Below are 26926 nucleotides of genomic sequence, written 5' to 3' on the forward strand. Positions count from 1 at the left end.
TCGGGGCCCTTGGGGTGTCCGCGGGGCCTCAGCCGAACTGGCTGCGGAAGTACTGGTCCGCGAGGTCACGGACGGCCGCGGGATCCCGCTCGGGGGCGAAGGTCTCGAAGTGCTCCGCCGCCTCGAACTCGTCCGCGACGAATCGCGTGAGGATGGCGGGCGGGGTGCCGGTGCCGAGCTCCCGGGTCTCCGCCTTCGCCGCGATCAGTTCGGTCGCGGCATCCGTCACCGCCCGCGACACCGAGCTCTCGGCGAGCAGGGTGGGCAGGTCCATGGGCGGCACGGCTTCATCGGGATGATCGGCGAGCCACCGCAGCGCCGCGGCGGGTCGCAGCGCATAGAAGAAGCGCTTGAGCGTGGCCGCGCCGGTCGACTGCTGGCGTCCGACGTGGAGGTAATGCCGCGCGATCGCGCCGCGCTCGACGATCTCGGATGCGAGCTCCAGCAGCCCCTGACGGAAGGCGCTCTCTCCCGTGTAGACGATGGGTGAGCGCAGCCACTCCACCGGCGTCGCGTTGCCGCGGACCAGCAGTTTCACCGTCTTCGCCAGGTCCCACCCGTTCACGTCGAACACCTCGTCGAGGGGTGTCTCGATCACGTCGCGAGCGGGCCACAGGGAGAGGTAGTCCTGTCGCTCTCGCACGAAGATGAAGCGGCAGTCGTAATCGCTGTCGGGGGACGGGAACCCCCAGGCGCGGCTTCCGCTTTCGATCGCCCACGGGATGCGGACGCCCTGATCGGTTGACACCGCGGCGAGTCGCCGGTCGATCTCGGAGACCACCTGCGGGTCGAGGGAAGACGGAATCGCGCGCATTGCTCGACGATACCGGCCTTCCCGCGGCCGAAGTTTCGTAATACGATTGCGGCATGACCAGGAAGATGCAGGGGCAGGAGATCTCCGAAGCCCAGGTCGACGAATGGGTGGCGGAGGCCGAAGCAGGCTACGACGTTGAGGAGTTGCGGCGCCGTGCCGGTGGAAGACCGGCACGGTCGAGCGAACCGTCGCAGGTCGTTCCGGTGCGCCTCACTGCAGATGAACTGGCCGCCGTGATGGTTCGGGCGGAACGCGAGCACCTCAACCGCTCGGAAGCAATCCGCGCAGCCCTGGCGGCCTGGTCGCACGCCGCGTGATCATTCGTCCTTCCGCACTCAAGCACGGTTCCACGAGGACGACATCGTCAATGCGGCGACCTGGCCAGCACTGACCGTCTCACTCGACGACGATAATCCCGGTCGACAGTTGCGCCTCGGATTCGACACCCACCGCCGCCTCCTGGAACTCATCGTGTTGGTCTGGGATGACGGGACCGAAGAGCTGATCCATGCGATGCGAGCCCGCCCGCAGTACGTCCGCCTGCTCTCGTAGTCGCCGACATCCGTCAGGCGGCGAGCACGGCGTAGCCGGCGGCACGGAGTGCGGCGAGCACCTCGGCGTCGGCCCCGGCGTCGGTGATCACGGTCGGGAAGAGCTCGACGCCGCCGACGGTCGAGAACGCTTCGACGCCGAGCTTGCTGCCGTCGGTCACGACGACCGCGCGGCGTGCGCGTTCGGCCATCATCCGGTTCACCGCGGCCTCCCGCTCGTCCTGCGTGGTCGCCCCGGCGACGGCATCCATCCCGTTCACGCCGATGAAGGCGATGTCGAGCCGCACCCCGCGCAGCAGCTGTTCGACGAACGGGCCGACGAGCTCGTAGCTGCGCGAGTGGATGACGCCGCCGGTCACGACGACCTTGATGTCGGGCCTCGTGGCGAGCTGTGCCGCGATGTTCACAGCATTCGTGACGACCGTGATGCCGCCGTTGTCGGAGAGGTCGTCACGGGCGGCGAGGGCCGCGGCGATCGCCGTCGTCGTGGTTCCTCCGGACAGCCCGACCACCATGCCCGGCGCGACGAGCCCCGCCGCGGTCTGCGCGATGCTGGCCTTCTCGTGCGTGCGCAGGTGGCTCTTGTAGCGGATCGGCAGCTCATAGGCGACGGTCTGCGCCACCGCTCCGCCGTGCGTACGGGTGAGCAGCCGCTGCTCGGCGAGCGTGTCGAGGTCGCGGCGCGTGGTCGCGGAGGAGGCCTCGAACCGCTCGACCAGCTCCTCGACCGTGACCTCGCCGTTCGCGGCCAGCAGGTCGAGGATCGCGTTCAGCCGCGCCGCCCGCTTCATGAGAGCACCGCCGGGTCGGACTGCAGCGCGAACAGCCGCAGCATGCGCGCCGCCTCGTCCGCGAGCGCATCGCGCGCCGGCGCGAGGTACTTTCGCGAGTCGACCAGCCGCTCGTCGGCCGAGAGCTTCTCGCGCACCGCCCGCGTGAAGAACCCGTTGAGGTGCGTGGACACGTTGATCTTCGTCATGCCCGCCCGCACGGCGTCGGCGATCACGGCATCCGCGACACCGGACGATCCGTGCAGCACGAGCGGCACCGGCAGAGCCTCGTGCAGGCGGGCGATCAGGTCGAGGTCGAGCGAGGCCGTGCGGTCCGTCATCGCGTGCGAGGACCCGACCGCGACGGCGAGGGCGTCGACGCCGGTGGCGTTCACGAATGCCCGCGCCTCGTCGGGATCGGTGCGTACACCAGGGGCGTGGGCGCCGTCCTTGCCGCCGACCTCGCCGAGCTCGCCCTCGACGAAGACGCCGGCCGCATGGGCACGGGAGACGACCGCCGCGGTGAGCGCCACGTTGTCGTCGTAGGGCAGCGCGCCGCCGTCGAACATGACCGAGCCGAAGCCGAGCGCGATGGCCTCGTCGACCAGCTCGGGCCGCTCGGCGTGGTCGAGGTGCACCGCGATCGGCGTCTGTGCCCGCCGTGCCAGGGCGAGCGTGGCCAGGGCGATCGGTTCGAGTCCGCCGTGGTAGTCGGCGCAGTTCTGCGAGATCTGCAGGATCACGGGCAGCTGCGCGAGCGCGGCCGCACGCACCAGCCCTTCCGCGGTCTCGAGGTGGATCACGTTGAACGCGCCGACGCCTGTGCCGGCGGCGGATGCCGCGGAGACGAGGTCGCGAGCGGAGACGAGGGTCACGAAGGGTCCTTCCGGAACGATGCGGGGTCGGGATGCGCGATGCGGAGCTGCTGCTCGATCGCGGTCCAGCGCGGGGAGATGTCGCCGGCGAGCGGGGCGAGCACCGCGGCCGCGGACCAGGCGGTGGCCCGACGGAGGATCTGCTCGGGGTCGCGCACCCCGTCGGCGTAGAGCACGGCGCACGCGGCGACACCCGCATCACCGGCACCGGTGGGGTTGCCGGCGAGTGGTTCGTCGAGGCGCGCCTGCACGAGGTCGGATGCCGTGACGGCGAGCATCCCGTCGGCGCCGAGGGAGAGCAGCACCAGTTCGGCGCCGCGCGCGAGGAGGGAGCGGGCGCCGTCGATCGGGTCGGCGATGCCGGTGGCCTCCACCAGTTCGGCGGCGTTCGGCTTGAGCACGGTGGCGCCGGCATCCGCGGCCCGCAGCAGCGCGGGGCCGGAGGTGTCGACGATCACCGGCACGCCGGCATCCTTCCCGACCGCGATCAGCATGGGGAGCAGCGACTCCGGCGCCGCGGGCGGGAGGCTGCCGGACACCACCAGCACTCGGGCGCTCGGCAGCCGTTCGACGACCTCGGCGAGCAGTGCCGCCCACTCGACGTCGGTGGGATTGGCGCCGCGCTCGTTGATGATCGTGGTGTCACCGCGGGCCTCGTCGACCACGGCGATGCTGCGCCGGGTGTCTGCGGCGACCGGCACGAGGACGTGCGGCACACCGCTGGCGGCCAGCTCCGCCGCGAACTCGGTGCCGACCGGGCCTCCGCTCGTGGTGATGGCGAGCACGTCGGCACCCTCGGCGTGCGCGACGCGGGCGACGTTGAGACCCTTGCCGCCGGCGCGCGCGGCTCCGGCATCCGCCCTGTGCGTGCCGCCCTCGACGAGACGGTCGACGCGCCAGGTGAGGTCGAGGGCAGGGTTCGGGGTGACGGTGAGGATCATGCGAGCTCCCGCGCGCGCAGGGCCGCGCCGAGCAGCCCCGCGTTGCCGGAGAGCTCGGCGGGGACGAGCACGGGGAGGCGGTGGAAGCTGAGCCGGTCGGCGAGGCGCGTGCGCAGCTCGTCGAACAGCGCACCGCCCGCGCGGGACAGGCCGCCGCCGATCACCACGGCCTCCGGGGCCACGACGGCCGTGAGCTGGGCGAGCGACATCGTGAGCGCGTCGAGTGCCGAGTTCCAGATCTCTGCGGCGACCTCGTCGCCGGCGGCGGCGCGGGCGATCACGTCCTTGGCGCCCTCCGGCGCGATGCCGGTCGCCTCCTGGTAGCGCCGGGCGATCGCCCCGGCCGACGCGACCGCCTCCAGGCAGCCGCGCGCACCGCACGCGCAGATCGGTCCGTCGGCGATCGGGGAGTGCCCGATCTCGCCCGCGTAGCCGCCCGCGGTGTACGGCACCCCGCCGACCAGCAGAGCCCCCGCGATGCCCGTGCCGATCACGAGCACCACCGCATCGGCGTAGTCGCGGGCACCACCGAGGAGACGTTCGGCCCAGCTCGCGGCACGCACATCGTGATCGAACGCGACAGGGAGGCCGAGCCGGGCGGAAGCGAGGTCGCGCAGCGGCGAGTCGTGCCAGCCGAGGTTGCTCGCGAAGACACCGAGTCCGGCATCCGCGTCGACGATTCCCGGCACCACGAGGCCCACGGCCTGCGGCACGACGTCGGGGTGCCCGGCGCGGAGCTCGTCCGCGAGCACCGCGAGCCGATCGAGGAGCACCGACGTGCGGTCGCCCTGCGCGACCGGCGTGGGTGTGCGGCGCAGACCGAGGGCGGTGCCGTCGGCGTCGAACAGCGCCGATTTGATGTCGGTGCCGCCGACGTCGAACGCCAGCACGGGAGCACCGGCGCCGAGTGTGCGCACGGCGGCGAGCCTCTCGCCTGCGGCGTCGCGTTCGACGTCGGGAACGGCGTCCGTCCCGTCAGCTCGGGTCATGGTCGGCTCCGGTGGCGGTTCGGGTCATGCATCCAGGATGACGGATCGCGTCAGGTTGCGCGGCTGGTCGGGGTCGAGGCCCCTCGCCACAGCACGGTCGAGGGCCGTGCGGTGCAGGCGAACCAGGTCGGCGAGCGGGTCGATCGCGCGCTGTTCGAACCGTGCGCCCGCGGCCTGCACCTGTGCGGCGAGTCCCTCCGGCGCGTTTCCGAACTGCCACGTCACCCGCCCGGGAGCGGCGATCGCGATCGGACCGTGGCGGTAGTCCATCGACGGGTACGCCTCGGTCCACGACTGCGAGGATTCGCGCAGCTTCAGGGCCGCCTCGTGCGCGAGGCCGACGGTCCAGCCTCGCCCGAGGAACGTGTACTGGTCGGCGTCGCGCAGCTCGTCGTCGACCGGTTCGGCGAGGACGGCCTCGGCGTCGGCGATCGCTCCGCTGAGGTCTTCACCGAGCGAGGCGCGGAACAGCGCGAGCGCGGTGGTCGCGAACCGCGTCTGCACGACGGACTCCTCGTCGGCGAAGGGCAGCAGCACGGCGTCGTCGACGAGCGATACGAGCGGAGAGTCCGGGTCGCCGATCACACCCACGGTCGGGATGCGCCCCTTGACGCGGTCGACGAGCTCGAGCACCTCGGTCGTCGTGCCGGAGCGGGTGAGGGCGACGATGGCGTCATAGTCGCGGTCGATGAACGCCTCGGATGCCGCGAACGCGTCGGTCTCGCCGTGACCCGCCGTCTCGCGCAGGGCCGCGTATGACTGCGCCATGAACCACGAGGTGCCGCAGCCGACCACCGCGACGCGGGCACCGGAGGCCGGAAGCAGGCCCTGCTCGACCGTCAGATCGGCGGCCGTGGCCCACATCCGGGGCTGGGAGTTGAGCTCTTCGCGCATGTGTGCGCCGGGCAGCGATTCCGTCATCGAGGTGCCTTTCTGGCGTAAGTTGCAGAGTTGTGATTGTTTCGCACTAGATTCGATCATAGTATGGCGTCAATTCAAAGCTTGGATACCTAATCCTTGATTTGTTTGTTCGCCTGACAAATAATCGGACAAGTTCCACCCCCTCGACTCCGACCCCGGCCGCCGTCGAGACCCCCGAGCCCCGGCTTGAACGATCGCGGCTGCCTCCGGGCGAAGCGATCAACCACGCACCGTCGCGTGATGTGCTTGCGACTGTGCACCACACCCTCTCCCGAATCGGCCCCGCCGACCAGGGATCGGACATCACAGTGAGGAATGCAATACACATGAAGAAGTCACTGCGGTTCGGCGCCGCCGCCATTGCGGCCGTCGCCACGCTCTCGCTCGCTTCGTGCGGGTTCGGCGGATCATCCGGAGACAGCGGCGGGGATGCGGCGAACACGCTCGACCTGCTCGTCCCCAGCTACTCCGACGGCACCAAGGCCAACTGGGAGACGGTGATCGACGGGTTCGAGAAGGCCAACCCCGACATCAAGGTCAAGCTCGAGGTGCAGTCCTGGGACAACCTCGAGAAGGTCGTCTCCACCAAGATCCAGGCGGGCGAGGCACCCGACATCTACAACGGCGGTCCCTTCGCCGGTTTCGTCGGCGATGACCTGCTCTACCCGACCAAGGACGTCGTCTCCAGCGACACCTACTCCGACTTCCAGGAGTCGTTCCTCAAGAACGCCGAGGTCGACGGCACCGCCTACGCCCTGCCGATGATCGCCTCCGCACGCGCACTGTTCGTCAACAACGACCTGCTGAAGCAGGCCGGCGTCGAGGCACCCACCAACTGGGACGAGCTGCTGGACGCCGCGACCAAGGTCTCCGCCCTCGGCGGCGGCGTGGCCGGCTACGGCATGCCGCTCGGATCCGAAGAGGCGCAGGCCGAAGCGGCCGTGTGGCTGTGGGGCGGCGGCGGATCGTTCGGCGACGCCTCCGAGATCACGATCGACACCCCGGAGAACCTCGTCGGTGCCGAGCAGATCAAGAAGATGATCGACGCCGGCGCGACGCAGGCCGACCCGGGCTCGACCCAGCGCTCGCCCCTGATGGACATCTTCATCCAGGGCAAGATCGGCATGCAGGTCGGCCTCCCGCCGACGGTCGGCCAGATCAAGGAGAACAACCCCGACCTGGACTACTCCATCGTCCCGATCCCGACCAAGGACGGCTCGCCGTTCACCCTCGGCGTCATGGACCAGCTGATGGCGTTCCAGAACGACGACGACAAGAAGGAGTCGATCAAGAAGTTCTTCGACTACTTCTACTCGGCCGACGTGTACGTGCCGTGGGTGCAGGCCGAGGGCTTCCTGCCCGTCACCAAGTCCGGCGCCGAGCAGCTCAACGGCGAAGAGGCCCTGAAGCCCTTCCTCGACGTGCTGCCCGACGCCCAGTTCTACCCGTCGACGAACCCGAAGTGGTCTGCTGCCGACGGCGCGTTCAAGTCGCTGTTCGGTCAGATCCAGACGCAGCCGGCGGCTGACGTGCTGAAGCAGATCCAGGCGCAGGTCGACGCGGGCTGAGCCCGCTGAAGGAGAGGTTCGGGTACCCCATGAGCCAGACGACAGAGTCCTCGAACCTCGCGGGGGCGGCCACCGGCCGCCCCCGCTCCCGGAAGACCCCGGATGCCACACGCGGCAAACCGGGCGGAAAGGATCTCCTCCAGGCGCTGCCCTGGATCGCCCCGGCGCTGGTGCTGATCTTCGGCGTCGTGCTGTTCCCCGCCGGCGTCATGTTCTTCAACTCGACGCGCGACATCTCGCTGTCGGGCCTCGACAAAGGCTCGGTCGGCTTCGACAACTTCGTCACCGTCTTCACGTTCGCCGAGTTCTGGCCGATCTTCTTCCGCACGATCGTGTGGGTCGTCTCCGTCGTGACGCTCACCGTCGTGATCTCGCTCGGGCTGGCGCAGATCCTGAACAAGGCCTTCCCCGGACGGCAGCTCGTGCGCATGGCCGTGATCATCCCGTGGGCGGCCTCGGTCGTCATGACGACGATGGTGTTCTACTACAGCCTCGAGCCGTACTTCGGCATCTTCAACAAGTTCCTCTACGACATCGGGCTCTCCGACGACGCGGTCGGCTACGGCTGGACCAAGAACCCCGCGACCGCCTTCACCTGGTCGATCGTGATCGCGATCTTCGTGTCGCTGCCGTTCACCACGTACACGATCCTCGCGGGGCTCCAGTCGGTGCCGGCCGATGCGATCGAAGCGGCCAAGATGGACGGCGCCGGTCCCGTCCGCACCTACTGGGCGATCGTGCTGCCGCAGCTTCGCAGCGCTCTCGCCGTGGCGATCCTCATCAACATCATCAACGTGTTCAACTCGCTGCCGATCCTGAAGGTGATGACCGGCTCGATCCCCGGCTACGGCGCCGACACGATCATGACGATGATCTTCAAGTACATCGAGCTGCAGAAGAAGGTGGACGTCGCGAGCGCGCTCTCGGTGGTCGCGTTCCTCATCGTGATCCTGATCGTCGCGGCGTACGTGAAGATCGTCAAGCCCATGAAGGAGGTCTGATCATGACCGTGACCGAGACCGCTCTCGTGACCACCGCAGGCCCCGGCGGACGCATCCCGCCGATCCCCGGCCGCAAGCGCCGCTACACCGAGGACCAGGTGACGCTGCCCCGCGTGATCCTGCGCACGGTCGCCGGATTCCTGGTGCTGGCGATCTTCGTGCTGCCGTACCTGATCATGTTCTTCGGCTCCGTGAAGACCAAGGCGCAGATCCGCTCGGTCGATCCCACCTACCTCCCCACGGAGTGGCACTGGGAGAACTACATCACGATGTGGTCCACCCCGGAGACGCCGCTGCCGTACAACCTGATCTCGACGATCGTGATCGCCGTGTTCGCGACGCTGCTGGTGCTGCTGGTGTCGCTGCCGGCGGCCTACTACACGGCCCGGTTCAAGTTCCCCGGCCGCATGGTGTTCCTGTTCCTCGTGATCGTGACGCAGATGCTGCAGCCCGCCGTGCTCACCTCGGGTCTGTTCCGGCAGTTCACGACGCTCGGGCTCGGCGACACCTGGGTCGCGATGATCTTCATCAACGCCGCGTTCAACCTGTCGTTCGCGGTGTGGATCATGCACTCCTTCTTCGCGGGCATCCCGAAGGAGGTCGACGAGGCGGCGCAGATCGACGGCGCAGGCCGCTTCACCGTGCTGTTCAAGATCAATCTGCCGTTGGTGTGGCCGGGCATCGTCACCGCGATCGTGTTCACGTTCGTGGCCTGCTGGAACGAGTTCGCCGCCTCCCTCGTGATCCTGTCCACCGACAAGAACCAGCCGCTGTCGGTCGCGCTGACCAAGTTCGTCGGTCAGTACGAGACGAGCTGGCAGTACGTGTTCGGCGTCTCGATCGTCGCCATCCTTCCCGTGGTCATCCTGTTCATGCTGATCGAGAAGCGCCTGGTCGGCGGCCTGACGGCGGGCAGCGTCAAGTAACCGCCGGCGTCAGGAAGCGGATGCCGCGCGCAGCTGCTCCGGGTTCCACCGCACGCCGAGCGCCGCGGTGAGGGCGGCCTGCGCGGCGCCCGCCGAGAGCGGCGCGCGCGGATCGGCGTAGCGCACCGGCACGTGCGCGGTGCCGCGGGAGGGGTACTCGGTCTCGCGGCGCACGAGGTCGAGGAAGCTGTCGCCCAGCACGGCCGCGTGTCCGCCGATCACCACCTCGGTCGGGTCGAGCAGCGCGCTGATGAGCTTGATCACACGGGCGAGGGCACGGGCGCCCTCGTCGAGGTCGTGCTGGTCGGCCTGCGCGACGAGGGCGCTGATCGCCGGTGCATCCAGCGCATCCGTGAACTCGTCGCCGAGCATCGCCCCGAGTGCGGAGGCCGACTCCAGGCACCCACGCTGCCCGCAGCTGCATGGGCGCGCGGCATCGCCGTAGACGACCTGCACGTGGCCGATCTCGCCGGCACGATCGCGGGGACCCGGTGCGAGTTCGCCGTCGAGCGTGACTGCCGCGCCGACGCCGCCGCCGAGGTGGATGAAGAGCCGGTAGCCGGAGGGCGACTCATCCATGCCGGACTCCGCGATGGCCTCGGCGTCGACGTCGTTGACGAGCAGCACGGGCGCGTCGATCAGCTGCTCGAATCGCTCGGCCAGCGGCACGTTCTGCCACTTCAGCTGCACGCTCTCGAGCACGGACCGGCCATCCGTGGTGCCCGGCAATTGCACCCCGGCGGCGAGGAGCCGGTCCGGGAAGTCGGCAGCCACGGCGGCGACCGCGTCGTCGAGCGCGCGATCGCGGTCCGCGGGCGTGTACGCGACTCGCCGCTCGTCGACCTCGGTGCCGTCGAGCGCGACGAGGGCGATGTCGGCATGGGTGGGCTGGATGACCAGCACGAGGATGAGATGGTGGCTCGCATCGACGCTGAGGGTGGTCGCGCGCTTGCCACCGGTGCTCGCCGCCTGCTCCCCCTCGACGATCAGTCGGCTGTCGATGAGCTCGGCGACCAGCGACGAGGCCGTGGCGGCGGTGAGCCCCGTGCCTCGTGCGATGCCGGCGCGGGTCTGGGTGCCCGGGTTCCGGAACACCAATTGCAGCGCTCGACGGAGGTTGGCGCGCCGCACCGCGCCTTGGGTGTCGAGCCCCTCATCCGTGTTGAGCATGGCGGTTCCGTTCCACGATTGACAGATCGTACGACGCTCCGTACGCTCGATCCAGTTGGTTTATTCATTAAACTAAGTCGAGGCGCTGACGGGTGGGAGGAGCATCGTGCACGACACCCAGATCCTATGGCGCGCAGGGAACGGTCACGCGCGCACGATCCGTCACCGCAACCGCGACCTGGTGCTGCGGACCCTCATGGAGCACACCGCCGCGAGCCGCGCCGACCTGTCCCGACTGACAGGCCTCGCCCGCCCGACGATCTCCGACCTCGTGAAGGATCTGCTCGACGACGGGGTGATCCTCGAGAGCGGCCCCAGCCAGAACCCCCGCCCCGGCAAGCCCGCCGTCATGCTCGAGTTCGATCAGCGCGCCGTGCAGGTGATCGCCCTCGACCTCAGCACGCCCGGCCAGGTGGTCGGCGCCCTCGCCACCCCGGACGGACGCCTCACCCACCGACTCTCGCGCCTGACCGGCGACGATGGAGCCCGCGTGATCGCGGACCTCATCGACGAGCTCGCCCAGCTCGCCAGCAGCCCGCCGCTCGGCATCGGCATCGGCGTTCCGCCCGGATCCGCCGCCCTCCTGGGCCTCGGCCCGCGCATCGCCGACACGCTCGATGCCCCGGTGCATCTGTTCGACGACGCCGACCTCGTCGCCGACGCCGAGCAGCGGTTCGGGACGGTCGACACCGACTTCCTGCTCGTGCGCATCGGCACGCGGATCGGCACCGCGATCCGCGTGGTGGGCGACGACGGCGCCCCGCTCGAACGGTCCATCGACGCCCGGGAGCTGGCCCACGTCATCGCCGGCGGCGACCCCGGCGACACCTGCCTGTGCGGGCGCATCGGCTGCGTGCACGCCTGGGCATCCGTGCCGGCACTGTCGCGTCGGCTCGACGCGGCCGCACCCGCCGAGCACGGCGCAATCCTCGCGGCCGCCGGAGCACGACTGGGCACATCGCTCTCGGTCATCGCCGCAGCCGTCGACCTCCCCACGATCGTGCTGAGCGGCCCCGCGCGCATCGCGACCGACGAACTGATCGACGCGGCAGCCACGGCCGTGCGCGACGCATCGCACCCGTCGCTCGGACCCGCCGTCGTCCGCAGCCCTCTCGACGACGCCGTGCTCCGAGGCGCCGCCACGCGCGTCGTGGCCCGCGAGTTCAGCCCGCGCTGACGCCTCGGCGTTCCCGCGGCGCCGAAGGATCACGGGATAGGTTGGACTCCTTCGCGAAACCCCACTGAACCCCCGGCCCTTCCTAGGAGGACTCCCGCATGAAGGCACTCGTCATCGGCGCGACCGGCAGCATCGGCAGCATCGTCGCCGCGACTCTGGAATCACGCGGCCACACGGTGGTGCGCGCATCGCGCAGCGGCGAGGAGCGCGTGGACGTGACCGATCCCGCCTCGATCCGCGCCCTGTTCGAACGCGTCACCGACATCGACGCCGTCGTGGTGGCCGCCGGCTCCGTGCCGTTCAAGCCCCTCACCGAGCTCAGCCGTGACGACTACCTCACCGCGTTCACGGGCAAGGCACTGGCGCAGATCGACGTGGTCCGCGAGGCGCTCGCCCACGTGTCGGACGGCGGCTCGATCACGATCACCAGCGGCGTGCTCGCGCGCGAACCGATCGCGACCGGCGCCGCAGCCGCGATGGCGAACGGTGCCCTGGAATCGTTCGTGCTCACGGCCGCCACCGAGGCTCCGCGCGGCATCCGCATCAACGCGGTCTCGCCCGACGTATTGGATCGTTCCCCCGGATACCACTCTGCGTTCCCGGGACACCGGCCGGTCGGCGATGCCGAGGTGGGCGACGCCTACGTGCGCGCGGTCGAGGGCGTCATCACCGGACGCATCCTCGAGGTCTGACGCGCGCGTCCGCCCCGCCTGCGCGCACCTCGCCCGCGTGCACTTGTCGGGAGTGCGCACGGATGTCGGGCCGAACCGCGGCGTGTCGACCGACATCCGTCCATGCTCCCGACATCCGCACGATGTGACGGGACAGGACGCCCCGCCGCTCAGCGGCTCTCGGCCGCCTCGGTGTGGTGGCGGATGACCTCGGCCACCACGAAGTTGAACCACTTCTCGGCGAACTCCGGATCGAGGTGCGCCTCCTCGGCGAGCGCGCGCAACCGTGCGACCTGCTGCTCCTCGCGACTCGGGTCGGACGCGGGCATGTCGTGCTCCGCCTTGAGATGCCCGACCTGCTGTGTGGCGCGGAACCGCTCGGCCAGCATGAAGATCAGGGCGGCGTCGATGTTGTCGATCGTGGCGCGAAGCCGCAGCAGTGCGCTCTTGGGGTCTTCGGCGGGGGTCATGCCCCTACTCTAGAGCCGCGGAACACCCCGGTTTCGTCGCGCTGCACCGCTATCGTGAGCACATGAGCAACGAAGAGTCGCCGGCACCTGCGCCCCTCGACGACGACGCATCCGCCACCTCGCCGGCAAAGCCCGCGACTCACCGCCGCACGTCGAAAGCGGCGACGACGGACGCACCTCCCCCCGCCGCTCCGCCGCGCCCGGTCGTGATCGAGCCGATGACGCCGAGTCGCTCGTTCTGGACGCGCATCGACCGCCCGTTCGTCTTCGGCTTCCTGGTGACGCTCGGCGGCCTCGGGGCGTTCGTGCTCGGCCTCGCCCTGTCGAACCTCTCCACCGTGCTCATCTACATCGCCCTCGCCCTCTTCGGCGCATTGGGGCTCGACCCCGCTGTGCGGTTCCTCGAGCGGCGGGGCTTGTCCCGTGCGATCTCGGTGGTCATCACGATCCTCGCGCTCATCGTCGTCTTCGGGCTCGTGCTGTGGATGGTCATCCCGATCGTGATCGAGCAGATCGCCGGCTTCGTGAAGTCGGTTCCCGGGATGATCCAGGACTTCACGCGCAGCGATATCTACAAGACCCTGGAGGAGCAGTTCGGCGATCAGTTCCAGGATCTCGTCGCCGAAGTGCAGTCGTTCCTGACCGACTTCGGCAATCTGGCGACCATCGGCGGCGGCGCGCTGGCCGTCGGCGCATCCATCGCCACCGGTATCTCGGGCGCCATCGTCGTGCTGGTGCTCACGCTCTACTTCCTCGCGACGCTGCCCGCCATGAAGGTGGGCCTGCTGCGTCTGGCGCCCGCCCGCGACCGTGCCAGGGCGAGCGACATCACCGACCAGATCACCGACTCTGTCGGCGGATACGTGATGGGCATGGTGGTGCTGGCGTTCTGCAACGCGACCCTCGCCCTCATCCTGTACTCGGTGCTGGGGCTGCCGTTCCCGCCTCTCATGGCGGCCATCGCGTTCTGCGTCACGCTGATCCCGCTGGTCGGCTCCGTGCTGTTCTGGATCATCGGCAGCTGCCTGGCGCTGTTCACGAACCCGGTCGCCGCGCTCATCTTCGCCGTGATCTACCTCATCTACATGCAAATCGAGGCCTACGTGCTCACGCCGCGCGTCATGAACCGTGCCGTGTCGGTCCCCGGTTCGCTCGTCGTGATCGGCGCTCTGGCCGGCGGCACGCTGCTCGGTCTGCTCGGCGCGCTCGTGGCCGTTCCGGTGACCGCATCCATCCTCATCATCATCAAGCAAGTGCTCGTCCCGAAGCAGGACGCTCGGATCTGACACGGATCCGCCCCGCACGACGAAGCGCCCGGACCCACAGGGGTCCGGGCGCTTCTGTGTCCTCCCAGATCAGATGAGGCCGTTGTCGGTCAGCCACTTCTTGGCGATCTCGGTCGCCGACTTCTGGTCGACCGTGCTCTGCACGTTCAGTGCGACGAGCTCCTTGGCGCTGAGCTTGGCGCTGATCGGGTTGATCACGTCGGCGATCTTGTCGGCGATGTCGCTCGACGCGATCGGCACGACGTTCGACGAGATGATCAGGTTCTTCGGGTCCTCCAGAGCGACGATGTCCTCCGTCTGGAATGCCGGGTCGGCCGTGTAGATGTCGGCCACCTGGATCTCGCCGGCGAGCAGCGACTCCAGAGTGGTCGGACCGGTCGCCGAGAACGTCAGGTCGACACCGTAGACCTCCTTGGCCTTCGCCGGACCGTACGGGCGCTCCTCGAACTCGGGGGCCGCACCGATCGTGACCGGGGTGGTCACGTTGGCGAGATCGCCGATCGAGGTGAGGTTGTTCGCCTCGGCGAAGCTCTTCAGCACCGTGTAGGTGTCCTGATCGGAAGCCTCGGCGTAGTCGAGAGCGGTGAGGCCCTTGGGCAGCGTGTCCTTCAGCGCGGCGTAGACGTCTTCGGGGCTGGTGACCTCGACCTTGTCCTTGGAGAGGTACTCCAGCAGGCTGCCGGTGTACTCGGGGAACAGGTTGATCGCACCCGACTCGACATCGGGCATGTACGCGTCGCGCTGGCCGATGCTGAACTTGCGGTCGACCGTGAAGTCGGCTGCCTCGAGCGCCTGGGCGTAGATCTCGGCGATGATCTCGTTCGAGTAATACGCCTGCGAGCCGATGACGATGGTGTCGCCGCCCGAGCTCGAGTCGCCGGTCGGGGTGTCGAGCGGGTTGCTGCTGGCGCAGCCGCCGAGGACGAGCGCTGCGACGAGCGCGGCGCCACCGGCGAGAGCGAGTCGTGACTTTCGTGCTGTGAACATGGGACTTCCTCTTCTCTGGGACAACGGGACGGATGCTGTGGGTCGGTGTCAGGCGGTCGCGGGTGCGGTCGCGGTGAGCGGAGCGCGCGAACGACGCCGCACGGTCTGCGGACGCACGCCGGCGGGGACGGCGGCGTGCTGGGCGAGCGCGAGCAGCAGATCGACGATCAGCGCGAGCACCGCGACGAGGATCGCGCCGCCGAGCACCTGATCGAACTTGCGTAGCGGCAGGCCCTGGATGATCGGCCAGCCGAGACCGCCGAGGTTCACGTAGGCGGCGATGGTGACCGTGGCGATCACCTGGAGGAGTGCAGAACGCAGCCCACCCACGAGCAGCGGCAGGCCGAGCGGCACCTCGACCTTCCAGAACACCTGCCACTCGGTCATCCCCATCGCCCGCGCCGAGTCGAGCACCCGACGGTCGATGGCCTCGAGACCCGTGTAGGCACCGGCGAGGAGCGACGGGATGGCGAGCAGCACGAACGTGATGATGGCCGCTTCGGGGACGCGGAGCACGCCCAGCAGCAGCACCAGCAGCACCATGAGACCGAACGAGGGGATCGCGCGCGCCGCCCCCGAGATGCCGACCGCGATCTCGCGTCCCCGGCCGGTGTGCCCGATGAGCCAGCCCAGCGGCAGGGCGATCAGGGCAGCGATGAGCACCGAGATGACGGTGTAGTAGATGTGCTGACCGAACAGGATCGGCAATGCGTACGGTCCTACCCAGCGGTCGGGTGAGAACAGCCAGGCGAAGGCGTCGGCGAAGAGGTTCATGCGGCCGCCCTCACCGTCGCACGGGTCGCCGCGGCCTTCGTCGCGGTCTTCGTCGCCGCCCTGGTCCACGGCATGAGCGCGCGACCGGCGAGCAGCAGCAGCAGGTCGACGATCAGGGCGATCACGACCACCGCGATGACACCCGAGAACACCTCGGCGATGATGCGACGCTGCAGGCCGTCGGTGAACAGGTAGCCGAGGTTGCGCACCCCGATCAGGATGCCGACCGTGGCGAGCGAGATCGTGCTCACCGCCGTCACCCGGAGACCCGCGAGGATCACCGGACCTGCCAGCGGGAACTCCACCGCCCAGAAGCGGCGGAACGGCGCGAACCCGGTGGCGGTGGCCGCCTGACGCACATCGTCGTCGACCGAGTCGAGGCCGTCGGCGACCGCACGCACCAGGATCGCGACGGCATAGATCGTCAGTGCGACGATGAGGTTCGGCTCGTTGATCGCCGAGTAGCCGAGCACAGCCGGGAGCAGGATCAGCAGCGCCAGCGACGGGATCGTGTACAGCAGCCCGGTGAGCGCGATGATCGGGCCGCGCACGAGCCGGTAGCGCCAGGCCACCCATCCGAGCGGCAGCGACAGCACGAAGCCGATCACGATCGGGATGACGCTCTGCCGCAGATGCGCCGCCGTCAGATCGAGGATGAGCCCGAAGTTGTCGACGAACCAGTTCACGGAGCGCCCTTCGTCACGCTCTCCTCGTGCAAGAGCGCGTCGGTGACGGCATCCGGAACATCGACGATCGCGCCCTGTGTGCGCCCCTCGGAGTCGACCACGACGGTGCCGCGCGGCGTCTGCTTGAGGTGCAGGGAACGACGGCCGCGGTCGGCGCCGATGAAGGCCGCGACGAAGTCGTCTGCCGGGTTCTCGATGATCTCGCTCGGACTGCCCACCTGCACGATGCGGGCGCCCTTGTCGAGGATGACGACCTGGTCGCCGAGCAGGAACGCCTCGTCGATGTCGTGCGTGACGAACACGACCGTCTTGTCGAGCTCATGCTGCAGCCGCAGCGTCTCCTGCTGCAGGTCGGCCCGCACAATGGGGTCGACCGCGCCGAAGGGCTCGTCCATGAGGAGGATGTTGGGGTCGGCGGCGAGGCCGCGGGCCACACCGACACGCTGCTGCTGACCACCGGAGAGCTGGCTCGGGTAGCGGTCGGCGAGCGACTGGTCGAGCCCGACCGTGTCGAGCAGCTCCCTGGCGCGCTTGTGAGCGGCGCCCCGCTTCACGCCGGTGAGTCGCAGCACGGTCGCCACGTTGTCGATGACCGTGAAGTGCGGCATGAGCCCCGAGTTCTGCATGACGTACCCGATGCGCCGGCGCAACGCGACCGGGTCGCCGCCTAGCACGCTCTCGCCGTCGATCTCGACCTCGCCGGAGGTCGGCTCGACCATGCGGTTGATCATGCGCAGCAGGGTGGTCTTGCCGCAGCCGGACGACCCGACGAACACGGTGGTCTTGCGTGAGGGCAGCACGAGGCTGAAGTCGTCGACGGCGAGCGTGCCGTCGGGGAACCGCTTCGAGACGTTGCGGAACTCGATCATGGGCTGGTCTCCAGTCGGTCGATCGATGTGAGGGCGGGCAGGATTACGGGCCGACCTCGACTCGCGGATCGAAGGCGACATAGCCGGAGAAGTCCTTGCCCACGCGGTCGAAGGCGGACGGGTACGGGTGCGGATACGCCCACGCATAGTCGGGGTGGAGCTCGCCGTCGGTCTGCACCGAGTAGTACTGGCACACACCCTTCCACGGACAGGTGTACGGCGTGGGGCTCTCGACGAGCACGTCCGGTGCGACGGATGCCGGCGGGAAGTACCAGTTCCCCTCGATGCGGATGAGGTCGCTCTCGTCGGCCTCGGCGATCACGGTTCCTGCGAGTACAGCCTTCATGGTCCTGCCTCCTCGGATGTGGGTTAGAGCGTATAAGACGGCTCGGACATCGGGGGTGAGGGTTGCATCCCGAGCGTCAATATGAGAAACATTCCGGATCCTGTTCGACGTGACCCCTGGATCGGATTGGCCCGATACCGCGCCTCACGCGGAGTCGCGGCCGTAGCCCTCCAGCAGACGCAGCCAGATCTCGCTGACCGTGGGATACGACGGCACTGCGTGCCAGAGGCGAGCGATGGGCACCTCGCCGACGACGGCCACCGTGGCGGCATGCACGAGCTCGGCCACCTCCGGTCCGACGAACGTGGCGCCGAGCACGACATCGCGGTCGGTGTCGATCACGAGGCGCGCCTGTCCCTCGAAGCCGTCTTCGTAGAGGCTCGCCCCGGCGACCCAGCCCAGGTCGTAGTCGACGACCTTCACTGCTTTCCCCGCCTTGCGGGCGGCGGCTTCGGTCAGGCCGACCGAGGCGACCTCCGGGATCGAGAAGGTCACCTGCGGGACCGCGGCCTGGTCGGCAGTTGCGACGTGGCGTCCCCACGGGGCGTCATCCACGTCGTCGCCCTTCGCCCGCGCGACGATCACGTCGCCGGCGGCACGCGCCTGATACTTCCCCTGATGCGTGAGCAGCACCCGTCCGTTGACGTCGCCGACCGCGTAGAGCCAGTCGTTGCCGGGAACCCGCAGCGTGTCGTCCGTCTCGATCCAGCGGCCGGGCTCCAGCCCCACGACCTCGAGGCCGATGTCGCCGCTGCGCGGCGAGCGTCCGGTCGCGGCGAGAACCTCGGTCGCGGTGATCTCCTCCCCGCCATCGAGCGTGATCGTGACGCCCTCGGCCCGGCGATGCACCGACGTGGTGCCGGTGCCCGTGCGCACGTCGACGCCCAGCTCCTTCAGCCCCGCGGCCACTCGTTCTCCGGCGAACGGCTCCATGCCGCCGAGCAGGCCGCTGCGGGCGATCACGGTCACGGTCGAGCCGAGCGCGGCATACGCGGTCGCCATCTCCACCGCCACGACGCCTCCGCCGATCACGGCCAGGCTGTCGGGGACCTCCTCCGCGCTGGTCGCCTCGCGACTCGTCCACGGGGTGGCCTCACGCAGTCCGTCGATGGGCGGGATCACGGCATCCGATCCGGTACTGATCGCCACCGCGTGCCGAGCACGGAGCACGCGCTCGGAGCCGTCGGCATCCATCACCGTCACCTCCCGCTCGCCCGTGAGCCGGCCATGGCCGCGGGCGAGGTCGATGCCTGCCGATTCCAGCCACTTCACCTGACCGTCGTCGGACCAGTTGCTGGTGAAGGAGTCGCGGCGATCGAACACCGCCCGCACGTCGAGCTTCCCGGTCACGGCCTGCGAGGCGCCCGCCACGTGCTGTGCGGCACGGAGCGCCTGCGCCGAGCGGAGCAGTGCCTTCGACGGCATGCACGCCCAGTACGAGCATTCACCGCCGACGAGCTCGCTCTCCACGATGATCGCGGTGAGGCCGCCCTGCACGGCGCGGTCGGCGACGTTCTCGCCCACGGGCCCTCCGCCCAGCACGATCAGGTCGTATTCGTCGGTCTTCTCCGCAGCAGTCATGCGTCGCACCTCTCCGTCGACCGGATCCGTCACCGGTCCCGTGGCCCAGTCTCGCTCAAGAGCAACGCCGAGTCACGGCCTCCTTGTTCCCTCCCGGCGTGGCGGGGTGGCTTGCGGCGCTTGCGAGGCCGCGTCCGACCGACGTCACCTGTCGGGAGAATGCACGGATGTCGGGCCGATGCACGGCGCGTCGTCCGACGGGCGTGCATCCGCCCGACAGGCGGACGGGTGAGGCCCTACGCGGTGGGTGCGGCGGTGGGTGCGGGGGCGGGGGCGGCGACCGGGCGGCGGTCGGCGAAGGCCCGCGGGTAGGCACGACGGAGGGCCACGGCGACGAGGGTCGCCGCGGTCACCTTGATGAGGTCGCCGGGGAGGAACGCGAGGCTCGACAGCGCGGTCGGTCCGAGCGGCACACCGGTCACGAGTGCCTGGATCGGGATGCCGAAGGCGTACACGACGAAGACCCCACCGACCAGGGCGGCGAGCGCCACGCGCCACCACGTGAAGCGCCCGGTGCGCAGGAGGAGGCCGATCACGACGACGCCGGCGATCCAGCCGAGGAGGTAGCCGGCGCTCGGTCCGACGAAGACGCCGAGGCCCCCGCGTCCGCCCGCGAGCACGGGCAGCCCGACGGCGGCGAGCGCGAGCACGAGAGTCACGGCGAGAGGGGCGAGACGGGGGCCGAGCACCAGTCCGGCGAGCATGACCCCGAGCGTCTGGCCGGTGATCGGCACTCCGCCGGGCAGGGGCACGATCACGGTTCCGAGCACGATGATGAGTGCGGCGAAGACGGCGATGCGTCCGAGTGAGGCACTCGTATCGGCAGTGCGGGGCGTGGGCATGGATCCTCCTGAACACCGTTCACCTGAACGGTGTTCATTAGAATAGGGACGGATCCGAGACCATGCAAACCGAGGAGCGATCACGTCCATCACGCCCACGCTGCGACGCCTCGCGGCCGACGACCCCGACCGCCCCGCTCTCGTCGGAGCCGACACGCGCCTGAGCTACCGCGAGCTGTACGCGCAGTCACGGCGCCTCTCCGGCGCGCTGGATCACGCACTCCCGCGCGCCCTCCCTGACACGACACCGCGTCCTGTCGTCGTGCTCTGCCTCGCAGGTTCCTTCGACACCGCGCGGCTCGTCGTCGCTGCCGAAGCCGGTGACCGCATCGTCGTCGTCGTGGATGGGCGCTGTCCCGTCTCGCTGCAGGTGCAGTCGATCCTGTCGACGGGAGCTGTGGCGGTGATCACGGACTCCGACGCGCTGCGGGCCGCGTTGCCGGCGAGCGGCTGGCCCGGCCTGCTCCTCGGGCTCACCGACCTGGACGGCTCCGACCTGGACGATGCCCCCGACTCCACACTCCCCGCGGACGATGCACCGTTCCTCCTCCTCACCTCCTCCGGCACCACGGGCGCTCCGAAGGCCTTCCTCAAGACCCGGGCGCAGTACGCGGCGAACATCGACGTCTCGCGCGCGCACCTCGGGGCCGGCGACGGGATCGCGACGTTCGCCCCCGGACCGATGTCGTACAGCCTCACGCTGTACACGCTGTTCGAGGTGCTCGCCACGGGCGGACAGCTCCACGTCGCCGACCGCCTCGAAGAGCTGTGGCTCACCGCCCGCACCCGCGACGAGCACATCACCCGGGTGGTCACGGTTCCCGCGGCGGTGCGCCCGCTGACGGATGCCGCGACCCGCGACCCGGGCCGGCACGACGGCATCGACCTGATCATCACCGGAGGCGCGGCGCTCTCACCCGACGCACGCGGCCGCATCGCCGAGACGATGCCCCGCGCCCGTACGATCAGCTACTTCGGCACGGCCGAGCTCGGCTTCATCGGAGACTCCCGCGCCGGCGACGCCATCCGCCTCTACCCGCAGGTGCAGGCACGGGTGCGCGACGACGCCGGCACCGCCGTTCCCGAGGGCGAGGTCGGCACGCTCTGGGTGCGGTCCCCCTCCTGCTCGACCGGATACCTGCCCGGCAGCTCGTCGACCCCGTTGCAGGACGCCGACGGCTGGGCGAGCGTGCAGGATCAGGGACGCCTGCACGGCCGCGACTTCACGTTCGTCGGTCGGCGCGGTGACGTCGTCACCACCGGAGGACACACGGTCGCCCTCGACGAGGTGGAGCGTGCGTTCGAAGGGATGCCGGGCCTCGGGGCCGTGTGCGCGGTCGCGGAGAGCGACGACATCCGCGGCGTGCGGATCGTGCTCGTCGTCGAAGGAGAGGCAGCCTCGGGCGCGGAGCTGCGGGCCTGGGCGAAGGACCGACTCGCCGCGGCATCCGTCCCCCGCCGCTGGTGCACGGTGCCCGAGCTTCCACGCACGCCCGGAGGCAAGATCCGCCGGGGCCGCGTCGCCGAACTCGTCGCGCGCGGAGAGGTGGCACAGTGAGAGCCGTCGCCGTCACCGGGGTCGGTGCCGTCACCCCGAGCGGGCTCTCGGCACCGGCACTGTGGGCATCCGTGCGCGCCGGACGCAGCGGCATCACGCGCCTCCCGGCGGAACTCGCCGGCACAGGTCCGGTGCAGGTCGGCGGGATCATCCGGGGGTTCGTCGCACCCGCCGGGCTGCCGGCATCACTCGCCCGACACCTCACTCCGATGCAGAAGTGGGCCGTCGCCGCGGCGGACGAGGCGACGGCGGATGCGCTCGACCTGCCGTGGGGCGCGGACACCGTGCAGGTGATCATCGCGACGGGGTCCGGCCCCGCCGATGCGGTCGCGCACGCCGCTCAGCGCCTGCAGGACACGGGTGCGCGCACGGTGCCGCCTTCCCTCGCGGTGTACGGCACCGCGGATGCCATCGGCGGCGTGCTCAGCCGGCGCTACGGCATACTCGGCCAGACCCATGCGGTGACCGCGGCGTGCGCGAGCGGTGCCATCGCGATCGGCGAGGGCGTCCGGCGCATCCGACACGGGTACGCCGATGCAGTGCTCGTCGTCGGGATGGACGACTGCCTGGGCCCGCTGCATCTCGCCGCACACACGAACCTCCGCTCCCTCGCCCCCGGCTTCGCCGATGACCCGGTATCCGCCTCCCGCCCCTTCGATCGCGCGCGTAGAGGTTTCGTGACGGCGCAGGGTGCGGCGGCCGTGCTGCTGGAAGCCACCGACCTCGCCCGCGAGCGCGACGCGGAGCCGATCGCGGTCATCAGCGGAGTCGGGGCGAGTAGCGACGCGCATCACGCCACCGCTCCCGACCCTGCCGCCACCGGTGCGATCCGGGCGATCAGTGCCTGCCTCGCCGACGCGCGCACCGCCGCGTCCGAGATCGACCACGTGAACACGCACGGCACTGGCACCGTGCTCGGGGATGCGGCAGAGCTGACGGCCCTCCGACACGCGCTCGGTCCGCGGGCATCCGACGTCCCCCTCACGGCGACCAAGTCCACCACCGGGCATCTGCTCGGAGCCGCCGGGGTGGTCGAGGCCGTCATCGCGGCGCTGACCCTGCGCGATCAGGTGCTGCCGCCGACGATCAATCTGACCGATCCGCTCGAGGAGGGCTGGGACTTCGTGCGCGACCAGCCACGACCGCACCCGGTCAGGACGGTCCTGTCGACCTCATTCGGATTCGGCGGACACAACGCCGCCCTGCTCCTGAGCCTGCCCGGCTGAAGCGCTCACCCGCGGCGCGAGCACCGCGGCCGCGCACGCGACCACCGCGGCGAAGACGAACACGCCGAGGAACGGGTCAGCCGCGGCCAGTGCCGTGAACAGGGTGCCGGTGATCGCGAGGGCCAGGGCGCTGCCGAACGAGTCGGCGACCGTCATGGCGCCGCTGTTGAAGCCCTGGTTCTCGGGTGTCGACAGGGCGAGGGTGAGCGCGCTCGTGCGCGGGCTCATCAAACCCATCCCCGCGCCCGCGACGACCCAGGACGCGGCGGCCATCACGGCGCCCCACTGCAACGCGGCGGTCGCGACGGTCAGCAGGATACCCAGGAACACGAGGAAGGTGCCCAGCCGCACCGCCGTCACGCTGGACAGCCGCGCGCCGAGCCGCCCCTGCACGGTCGCGGCGATCGACCAGGCGAGCGCCCCACCCGTGAGGGCGAGCCCGGCCAGCGTCGGCGAGAGCTCGTAGCGATCGGTCAGCAGATAGGGCAGGTAGACCTGCGCGCCGAAGAAGCCGGCGGCCGCGACCCCGCGCACGAGGATGACCGACGGCAGGCCCCGGCGCGCGCGCAAGGTTCCCCGCGGGACCAGCGGTCGCACGGCGATGAGCGCGACCACGACCGCGGCGACCGCCAGCACCGGACCGACCCCGGGGATGTCGCCGACGAGGTTCAGAGCGAGCACGGCCGCCGCCGCGAGCACCGACCACCCCAGTCGTCCGAATGCCCAGGGCGTCGTCGCATCCCCGTCGTTCGACAGCCCGCGCAGGGCCGGGACGACCATCACCAGCGCCACCAGCACGAGGATGACCACACCGAGGAAGACCCAGTGCCAGCTCCAGAGCTCGGTCACCGCGCCCGCGACGGTCGGTCCGATCAGGGACGGGATGACCCAGGCGGCCGCGAAGCCGGCGAAGATCGCCGGGTGGAGGGACTGCGGGTAGACGCGGGCCACCACGACGTAGAGCGCCACCATCAGCCCACCGCTGCCGAGACCCTGCGCGAACCGACCGGCGACCAGCACCTCCATCGTCGGGGCGAGACCCGCGATGAGCAGCCCGACCACGAACATCCCCACCGCCGTGTACAGCGGCGCGACCGGTCCCCGGCGATCGGCCCAGTTGCCGGCGATCACCATCCCGATGACCCCGGTCGCCAGCGGGCCCGCGAAGGCGAGCGCGTACAGGCGGTCGCCGCCGAGGTCGGCGCTCACCGTCGGCATCACGGTCGTCACCGCCAGCGACTCGAACGCCCCGAGGAACACGAGCGCGCACGCACCGATCGTGATCCAGAGGTATTCGCTGCTCATGATGCGCGGAGCGGCCGGGCTCGGCGTCGCCACCTGTTCGGTCTCCGAAGTCATGGAGACGACGCTAGAACCTCAAGTGAGGTTGAGGTCAAGTCCGCGAGGTCGACGGCCTCAGCGCACCGGGAGGAAGTGCGTCGGCGTCGGCACCTGAGCCTCATGGCGGATGCCGAGCGGTGCCCCCGTGCGCTCGTCGAGGTCGAGCAGCGTGATCGTGTCGGACCGCTGACCGGCGACCAGCAGCTTGCCCTCATGCACGAGGTGATGGCGCGGCCAGTCCACGCCCGAATCGGCGAGCGCCACGGACTCCAGCGACTCGCCGCCGCCGCGCACGCGCAGCGCCGCGATCGTGTTGCTGCCGCGCAACGCCGTGTACAGGAACTGCCCGTCGCGGGTGCGAGCGAGCTCGGCCGGGAAGTCGGCGCCGACCTGCGCGATCGGGCTCGACAGAGTCGACGACACGATGCTCCAGGTGCCGTCAGCTGCCGACGCGAGAGTGAACACCTCGCACGAGTACTCGGTCACCACGTGCAGGTGACCGCTGGGGTGCATCACCATGTGCCGCGGACCCGTGCCGAGCGGGAGCACGACCTCGTGATCGAGGACGAGTCCGCCGCCGGCCTGCCGCCAGATGCGCACGAGGTCGAAACCGAGATCGGTCGTCGCGACGCGTCCGTCCGGGAGGTACACCGCGGCATGCGCGTGCGAGACGCGTTCGCCGCCCGCCGCATGCGGGTCGACCGCAGCGACGCCATCGCCCGGAGGAGTCGCGGCCGGTGCATCCGGATCCACGTCGTCACCGAACAGCGCCGCGCGCAGGGCCGCAGCCGCATCCGGCTTCGCGGGCACGATGCGTCCCCCCGCATCGAGACCGAACCGCACCACGCGGCCGTCGCCGTAGCAGCTCGCGACCAGCGACATGCCGTCAGGAGCGACCGCGACGTGGCACACGTACTGTCCGACAGCCGCGGGCGGGCCGAGCGGCGTGAGGGCGGACTCCCCGCTGCGCGCGAACGCCTGCACCGCGGAATCCCCCTCCAATGCCGCGTAGACGACATCGAGGGTCGGATGCTGCGCCAGCCACGACGGCGAAGGCGTCTGCACGACCGTGCCACGATAGGCGAGCGTGCGCGCCTCCCGGCCCTCATCGCCCGCGAGCAGGCCGACACCCTCGGCCGAACCCTCCATCGCAGGGCCGTAGCCGCCCAGCCAGAATCGCGTCATCGGACGATCAGTCGAGCAGGTCGTGACGGACGACGACCTGGTCGCGCTCCGGGCCGACGCCGATCACCGAGATGCGCGTGTTGCTCATCTTCTCCAGCGCCAGCACGTAGTCCTGCGCGTTCTGCGGCAGGTCCTCGAAGGTGCGTGCGACCGAGATGTCCTCGCTCCAGCCGGGGAAGTACTCCAGGATCGGCTTCGCGTGGTGGAAGTCGGTCTGGTTGACCGGCACCTCGTCGAACCGCTCGCCGTCGACGTCGTAGGCGACGCACACCGGGATCTGCTCGAGACCCGTGAGGATGTCGAGCTTGGTGAGCACGAGGTCGGTGATGCCGTTGATGCGCGTGGCGTAGCGGGTGATGGGCGCGTCGTACCAGCCCACGCGGCGCGGACGTCCGGTGGTGGTGCCGAACTCGAAGCCCTGCTTGCGCAGCCACTCACCCTGCTCGTCGAAGAGCTCGGTGGGGAACGGACCGGAACCGACACGCGTCGTGTATGCCTTGACGATGCCGACGATGCGGTCGAGCGCACCGGGACCGACACCGGCACCCGTCGCCGCTCCACCGGCAGTGGCCGACGACGACGTGACGAACGGGTATGTGCCGTGGTCGATGTCGAGCATGGTGGCCTGGCCGCCCTCGAACACGACGACCTCGCCGCGGTCCAGAGCCTGCGCGATCAGGTAGCCGGTGTCGGCGACCATCGGACGCAGCCGGTCGGCGTACGACAGCAGGTCGTCGACGACCTCGTCGGCGGTGATCGCGCGACGGTTGAAGATCTTCACCAGCAGGTGGTTCTTCTGGTCGAGGGCGCCCTCGACCTTCTGGCGCAGGATGTTCTCGTCGAAGATGTCCTGGATCCGGATGCCGACGCGGTTGATCTTGTCGGCGTACGCCGGTCCGATGCCGCGCCCGGTCGTGCCGATCATGCGCTTGCCGAGGAAGCGCTCCGTGACCTTGTCGAGCGTGCGGTGGTACTGCGTGATGATGTGCGCGTTGGCGCTCACCTTGAGGCGCGAGACGTCGATGCCGCGGGCGGCGAGCGCCTCCAGCTCGAAGAACAGCACCTCGAGGTCGACCACGACGCCGTTGCCGATCACGGGCGTGACACCGGGAGAGAGGATGCCGGAGGGCAGCAGGTGCAGCGCGTACTTCTCGTCACCCACCACGACGGTGTGCCCGGCGTTGTTGCCGCCGTTGAACTTCACCACCCAATCGGTGCGCTCACCGAGAAGATCGGTGGCCTTGCCCTTTCCTTCGTCGCCCCACTGCACGCCGACGATAACGATTCCTGGCATGGGTATCCCCCTGGCTTTCGCCGGGTTCGCACCGGCCGATGAGCTGGCCCTCTTCGGGCGATCCCATCCTATCGAAGGGTTCCCACACCCCCTTCCGGTGGTCCCCG

At 69.9% G+C, this 26926-nt stretch carries 27 protein-coding genes; 9 read left to right on the plus strand and 18 right to left on the minus strand.

Annotated features, from left to right (window positions below):
• Window positions 1–28: 28 nt before the first annotated feature.
• On the minus strand, window positions 29–814 hold the full coding sequence (locus WFM69_RS00585) for a nucleotidyltransferase domain-containing protein (RefSeq protein WP_337000610.1): 786 nt from the start codon (window positions 812–814) through the stop codon (window positions 29–31).
• A 53-nt stretch (window positions 815–867) separates the two neighbouring features.
• Between WFM69_RS00585 and WFM69_RS00590 the strand changes: the two genes are divergently transcribed.
• Entirely contained in the window at window positions 868–1131 is a 264-nt protein-coding gene (locus WFM69_RS00590) for a ribbon-helix-helix protein, CopG family (protein ID WP_337000612.1), read from the plus strand.
• A gap of 248 nt (window positions 1132–1379) precedes the next feature.
• Here the strand turns inward: WFM69_RS00590 and WFM69_RS00595 are convergent, their stop codons facing one another.
• From WFM69_RS00595 to WFM69_RS00615, 5 genes are read right to left on the minus strand one after another with little or no spacing between them, the layout of a single operon-like run.
• Window positions 1380–2156, minus strand: coding sequence for a DeoR/GlpR family DNA-binding transcription regulator (locus WFM69_RS00595; protein WP_337000614.1), 777 nt, complete (start codon window positions 2154–2156; stop codon window positions 1380–1382).
• Window positions 2153–3010: a class II fructose-bisphosphate aldolase gene (locus WFM69_RS00600; RefSeq protein ID WP_337000616.1), complete on the minus strand. Its 858-nt coding sequence runs from the start codon at window positions 3008–3010 to the stop codon at window positions 2153–2155. Before WFM69_RS00600 ends, WFM69_RS00595 begins: the two co-directional genes overlap by 4 nt.
• The gene (locus WFM69_RS00605) at window positions 3007–3951 is read right to left on the minus strand and encodes a 1-phosphofructokinase family hexose kinase (RefSeq protein WP_337000618.1); all 945 of its coding nucleotides are present in this window, start codon (window positions 3949–3951) and stop codon (window positions 3007–3009) included. The genes WFM69_RS00600 and WFM69_RS00605 overlap by 4 nt, the downstream gene beginning before the upstream one ends.
• Window positions 3948–4940 (minus strand): ROK family protein, encoded by a 993-nt coding sequence (locus WFM69_RS00610; protein ID WP_337000620.1) that lies wholly within the window; start codon window positions 4938–4940, stop codon window positions 3948–3950. The genes WFM69_RS00605 and WFM69_RS00610 overlap by 4 nt, the downstream gene beginning before the upstream one ends.
• Before the next feature lie 24 nt (window positions 4941–4964).
• Window positions 4965–5861 carry an SIS domain-containing protein gene (locus WFM69_RS00615; RefSeq protein ID WP_337000622.1) on the minus strand — a complete coding sequence of 299 codons (897 nt, stop codon included), beginning with the start codon at window positions 5859–5861 and terminating at the stop codon, window positions 4965–4967.
• Window positions 5862–6187: 326 nt separating this feature from the next.
• Here WFM69_RS00615 and WFM69_RS00620 point away from each other — a divergent pair, with 326 nt between their 5' ends.
• From WFM69_RS00620 to WFM69_RS00630, 3 genes are read left to right on the plus strand one after another with little or no spacing between them, the layout of a single operon-like run.
• Window positions 6188–7429, plus strand: coding sequence for an extracellular solute-binding protein (locus WFM69_RS00620; RefSeq protein WP_337000624.1), 1242 nt, complete (start codon window positions 6188–6190; stop codon window positions 7427–7429).
• Window positions 7430–7458: 29 nt separating this feature from the next.
• Window positions 7459–8430: a carbohydrate ABC transporter permease gene (locus WFM69_RS00625; RefSeq protein WP_337000626.1), complete on the plus strand. Its 972-nt coding sequence runs from the start codon at window positions 7459–7461 to the stop codon at window positions 8428–8430.
• 2 nt (window positions 8431–8432) lie between these two features.
• A complete protein-coding gene (locus WFM69_RS00630; protein WP_337000628.1) occupies window positions 8433–9356 on the plus strand; it encodes a carbohydrate ABC transporter permease in 924 nt (307 codons plus the stop codon).
• Between the two features lie 9 nt (window positions 9357–9365).
• Here WFM69_RS00630 and WFM69_RS00635 read toward each other — a convergent pair whose 3' ends face one another.
• Complete coding sequence (locus WFM69_RS00635) at window positions 9366–10526, minus strand: ROK family protein (RefSeq protein ID WP_337000630.1); 1161 nt, start codon at window positions 10524–10526, stop codon at window positions 9366–9368.
• Between the two features lie 106 nt (window positions 10527–10632).
• Here WFM69_RS00635 and WFM69_RS00640 point away from each other — a divergent pair, with 106 nt between their 5' ends.
• A complete protein-coding gene (locus WFM69_RS00640; protein ID WP_337000632.1) occupies window positions 10633–11703 on the plus strand; it encodes an ROK family transcriptional regulator in 1071 nt (356 codons plus the stop codon).
• Between the two features lie 98 nt (window positions 11704–11801).
• Complete coding sequence (locus WFM69_RS00645; RefSeq protein WP_337000634.1) at window positions 11802–12395, plus strand: short chain dehydrogenase; 594 nt, start codon at window positions 11802–11804, stop codon at window positions 12393–12395.
• A 149-nt stretch (window positions 12396–12544) separates the two neighbouring features.
• Here WFM69_RS00645 and WFM69_RS00650 read toward each other — a convergent pair whose 3' ends face one another.
• Window positions 12545–12844, minus strand: coding sequence for a chorismate mutase (locus WFM69_RS00650; RefSeq protein ID WP_337000636.1), 300 nt, complete (start codon window positions 12842–12844; stop codon window positions 12545–12547).
• 62 nt (window positions 12845–12906) lie between these two features.
• Between WFM69_RS00650 and WFM69_RS00655 the strand changes: the two genes are divergently transcribed.
• Window positions 12907–14130, plus strand: coding sequence for an AI-2E family transporter (locus WFM69_RS00655; RefSeq protein ID WP_337000638.1), 1224 nt, complete (start codon window positions 12907–12909; stop codon window positions 14128–14130).
• A 69-nt stretch (window positions 14131–14199) separates the two neighbouring features.
• Here WFM69_RS00655 and WFM69_RS00660 read toward each other — a convergent pair whose 3' ends face one another.
• The 7 genes from WFM69_RS00660 to WFM69_RS00690 all read right to left on the minus strand — a co-directional run bounded on the left by WFM69_RS00660 (window position 14200) and on the right by WFM69_RS00690 (window position 20215).
• A complete protein-coding gene (locus WFM69_RS00660) occupies window positions 14200–15117 on the minus strand; it encodes an ABC transporter substrate-binding protein (RefSeq protein WP_337000640.1) in 918 nt (305 codons plus the stop codon).
• A 48-nt stretch (window positions 15118–15165) separates the two neighbouring features.
• Window positions 15166–15891 carry an ABC transporter permease gene (locus WFM69_RS00665; protein WP_337000642.1) on the minus strand — a complete coding sequence of 242 codons (726 nt, stop codon included), beginning with the start codon at window positions 15889–15891 and terminating at the stop codon, window positions 15166–15168.
• Window positions 15888–16577 carry an ABC transporter permease gene (locus tag WFM69_RS00670; RefSeq protein ID WP_337000644.1) on the minus strand — a complete coding sequence of 230 codons (690 nt, stop codon included), beginning with the start codon at window positions 16575–16577 and terminating at the stop codon, window positions 15888–15890. Before WFM69_RS00670 ends, WFM69_RS00665 begins: the two co-directional genes overlap by 4 nt.
• Window positions 16574–17446: an ABC transporter ATP-binding protein gene (locus tag WFM69_RS00675; RefSeq protein WP_337000646.1), complete on the minus strand. Its 873-nt coding sequence runs from the start codon at window positions 17444–17446 to the stop codon at window positions 16574–16576. The genes WFM69_RS00670 and WFM69_RS00675 overlap by 4 nt, the downstream gene beginning before the upstream one ends.
• Window positions 17447–17489: 43 nt before the next feature.
• Entirely contained in the window at window positions 17490–17792 is a 303-nt protein-coding gene (locus tag WFM69_RS00680; protein WP_337000648.1) for a DUF427 domain-containing protein, read from the minus strand.
• Window positions 17793–17936: 144 nt separating this feature from the next.
• Window positions 17937–19373, minus strand: a complete 1437-nt coding sequence (locus tag WFM69_RS00685; protein WP_337000650.1) for a dihydrolipoyl dehydrogenase family protein — start codon at window positions 19371–19373, stop codon at window positions 17937–17939.
• Window positions 19374–19609: 236 nt separating this feature from the next.
• The gene (locus WFM69_RS00690) at window positions 19610–20215 is read right to left on the minus strand and encodes a biotin transporter BioY (protein ID WP_337000651.1); all 606 of its coding nucleotides are present in this window, start codon (window positions 20213–20215) and stop codon (window positions 19610–19612) included.
• Between the two features lie 100 nt (window positions 20216–20315).
• Here WFM69_RS00690 and WFM69_RS00695 point away from each other — a divergent pair, with 100 nt between their 5' ends.
• Both WFM69_RS00695 and WFM69_RS00700 read left to right on the plus strand, forming a co-directional pair.
• Window positions 20316–21773 (plus strand): class I adenylate-forming enzyme family protein, encoded by a 1458-nt coding sequence (locus WFM69_RS00695; RefSeq protein WP_337002065.1) that lies wholly within the window; start codon window positions 20316–20318, stop codon window positions 21771–21773.
• The gene (locus WFM69_RS00700; RefSeq protein ID WP_337000652.1) at window positions 21770–22999 is read left to right on the plus strand and encodes a beta-ketoacyl-[acyl-carrier-protein] synthase family protein; all 1230 of its coding nucleotides are present in this window, start codon (window positions 21770–21772) and stop codon (window positions 22997–22999) included. The genes WFM69_RS00695 and WFM69_RS00700 overlap by 4 nt, the downstream gene beginning before the upstream one ends.
• Here the strand turns inward: WFM69_RS00700 and WFM69_RS00705 are convergent.
• The 3 genes from WFM69_RS00705 to WFM69_RS00715 are packed head-to-tail and all read right to left on the minus strand — an operon-like array spanning window position 22946 to window position 26819.
• A complete protein-coding gene (locus WFM69_RS00705; RefSeq protein ID WP_442928388.1) occupies window positions 22946–24358 on the minus strand; it encodes an MFS transporter in 1413 nt (470 codons plus the stop codon). The genes WFM69_RS00700 and WFM69_RS00705 overlap by 54 nt on opposite strands.
• A gap of 57 nt (window positions 24359–24415) precedes the next feature.
• A complete protein-coding gene (locus WFM69_RS00710) occupies window positions 24416–25525 on the minus strand; it encodes a lactonase family protein (RefSeq protein WP_337000653.1) in 1110 nt (369 codons plus the stop codon).
• A 7-nt stretch (window positions 25526–25532) separates the two neighbouring features.
• Window positions 25533–26819 carry an adenylosuccinate synthase gene (locus WFM69_RS00715; protein ID WP_337000654.1) on the minus strand — a complete coding sequence of 429 codons (1287 nt, stop codon included), beginning with the start codon at window positions 26817–26819 and terminating at the stop codon, window positions 25533–25535.
• Window positions 26820–26926 lie beyond the last annotated feature (107 nt).

Source organism: Microbacterium sp. LB12 (genome assembly GCF_037150835.1).
In the GTDB taxonomy this organism is placed as follows: Bacteria; Actinomycetota; Actinomycetes; order Actinomycetales; family Microbacteriaceae; genus Microbacterium.

Coding starts and splice junctions, on each gene's coding strand:
- WFM69_RS00710 (WP_337000653.1), bottom strand. CDS start 25,525: ATGACGCGATTCTGGCTGGGCGGCTACGGCCCTGCGATGGAGGGTTCG.
- WFM69_RS00690 (WP_337000651.1), bottom strand. CDS start 20,215: ATGCCCACGCCCCGCACTGCCGATACGAGTGCCTCACTCGGACGCATC.
- WFM69_RS00615 (WP_337000622.1), bottom strand. CDS start 5,861: ATGACGGAATCGCTGCCCGGCGCACACATGCGCGAAGAGCTCAACTCC.
- WFM69_RS00650 (WP_337000636.1), bottom strand. CDS start 12,844: ATGACCCCCGCCGAAGACCCCAAGAGCGCACTGCTGCGGCTTCGCGCC.
- WFM69_RS00705 (WP_442928388.1), bottom strand. CDS start 24,358: ATGACTTCGGAGACCGAACAGGTGGCGACGCCGAGCCCGGCCGCTCCG.
- WFM69_RS00675 (WP_337000646.1), bottom strand. CDS start 17,446: ATGATCGAGTTCCGCAACGTCTCGAAGCGGTTCCCCGACGGCACGCTC.
- WFM69_RS00605 (WP_337000618.1), bottom strand. CDS start 3,951: ATGATCCTCACCGTCACCCCGAACCCTGCCCTCGACCTCACCTGGCGC.
- WFM69_RS00645 (WP_337000634.1), top strand. CDS start 11,802: ATGAAGGCACTCGTCATCGGCGCGACCGGCAGCATCGGCAGCATCGTC.
- WFM69_RS00595 (WP_337000614.1), bottom strand. CDS start 2,156: ATGAAGCGGGCGGCGCGGCTGAACGCGATCCTCGACCTGCTGGCCGCG.
- WFM69_RS00590 (WP_337000612.1), top strand. CDS start 868: ATGACCAGGAAGATGCAGGGGCAGGAGATCTCCGAAGCCCAGGTCGAC.
- WFM69_RS00680 (WP_337000648.1), bottom strand. CDS start 17,792: ATGAAGGCTGTACTCGCAGGAACCGTGATCGCCGAGGCCGACGAGAGC.
- WFM69_RS00635 (WP_337000630.1), bottom strand. CDS start 10,526: ATGCTCAACACGGATGAGGGGCTCGACACCCAAGGCGCGGTGCGGCGC.
- WFM69_RS00655 (WP_337000638.1), top strand. CDS start 12,907: ATGAGCAACGAAGAGTCGCCGGCACCTGCGCCCCTCGACGACGACGCA.
- WFM69_RS00660 (WP_337000640.1), bottom strand. CDS start 15,117: ATGTTCACAGCACGAAAGTCACGACTCGCTCTCGCCGGTGGCGCCGCG.
- WFM69_RS00715 (WP_337000654.1), bottom strand. CDS start 26,819: ATGCCAGGAATCGTTATCGTCGGCGTGCAGTGGGGCGACGAAGGAAAG.
- WFM69_RS00585 (WP_337000610.1), bottom strand. CDS start 814: ATGCGCGCGATTCCGTCTTCCCTCGACCCGCAGGTGGTCTCCGAGATC.
- WFM69_RS00630 (WP_337000628.1), top strand. CDS start 8,433: ATGACCGTGACCGAGACCGCTCTCGTGACCACCGCAGGCCCCGGCGGA.
- WFM69_RS00620 (WP_337000624.1), top strand. CDS start 6,188: ATGAAGAAGTCACTGCGGTTCGGCGCCGCCGCCATTGCGGCCGTCGCC.
- WFM69_RS00685 (WP_337000650.1), bottom strand. CDS start 19,373: ATGACTGCTGCGGAGAAGACCGACGAATACGACCTGATCGTGCTGGGC.
- WFM69_RS00625 (WP_337000626.1), top strand. CDS start 7,459: ATGAGCCAGACGACAGAGTCCTCGAACCTCGCGGGGGCGGCCACCGGC.
- WFM69_RS00665 (WP_337000642.1), bottom strand. CDS start 15,891: ATGAACCTCTTCGCCGACGCCTTCGCCTGGCTGTTCTCACCCGACCGC.
- WFM69_RS00610 (WP_337000620.1), bottom strand. CDS start 4,940: ATGACCCGAGCTGACGGGACGGACGCCGTTCCCGACGTCGAACGCGAC.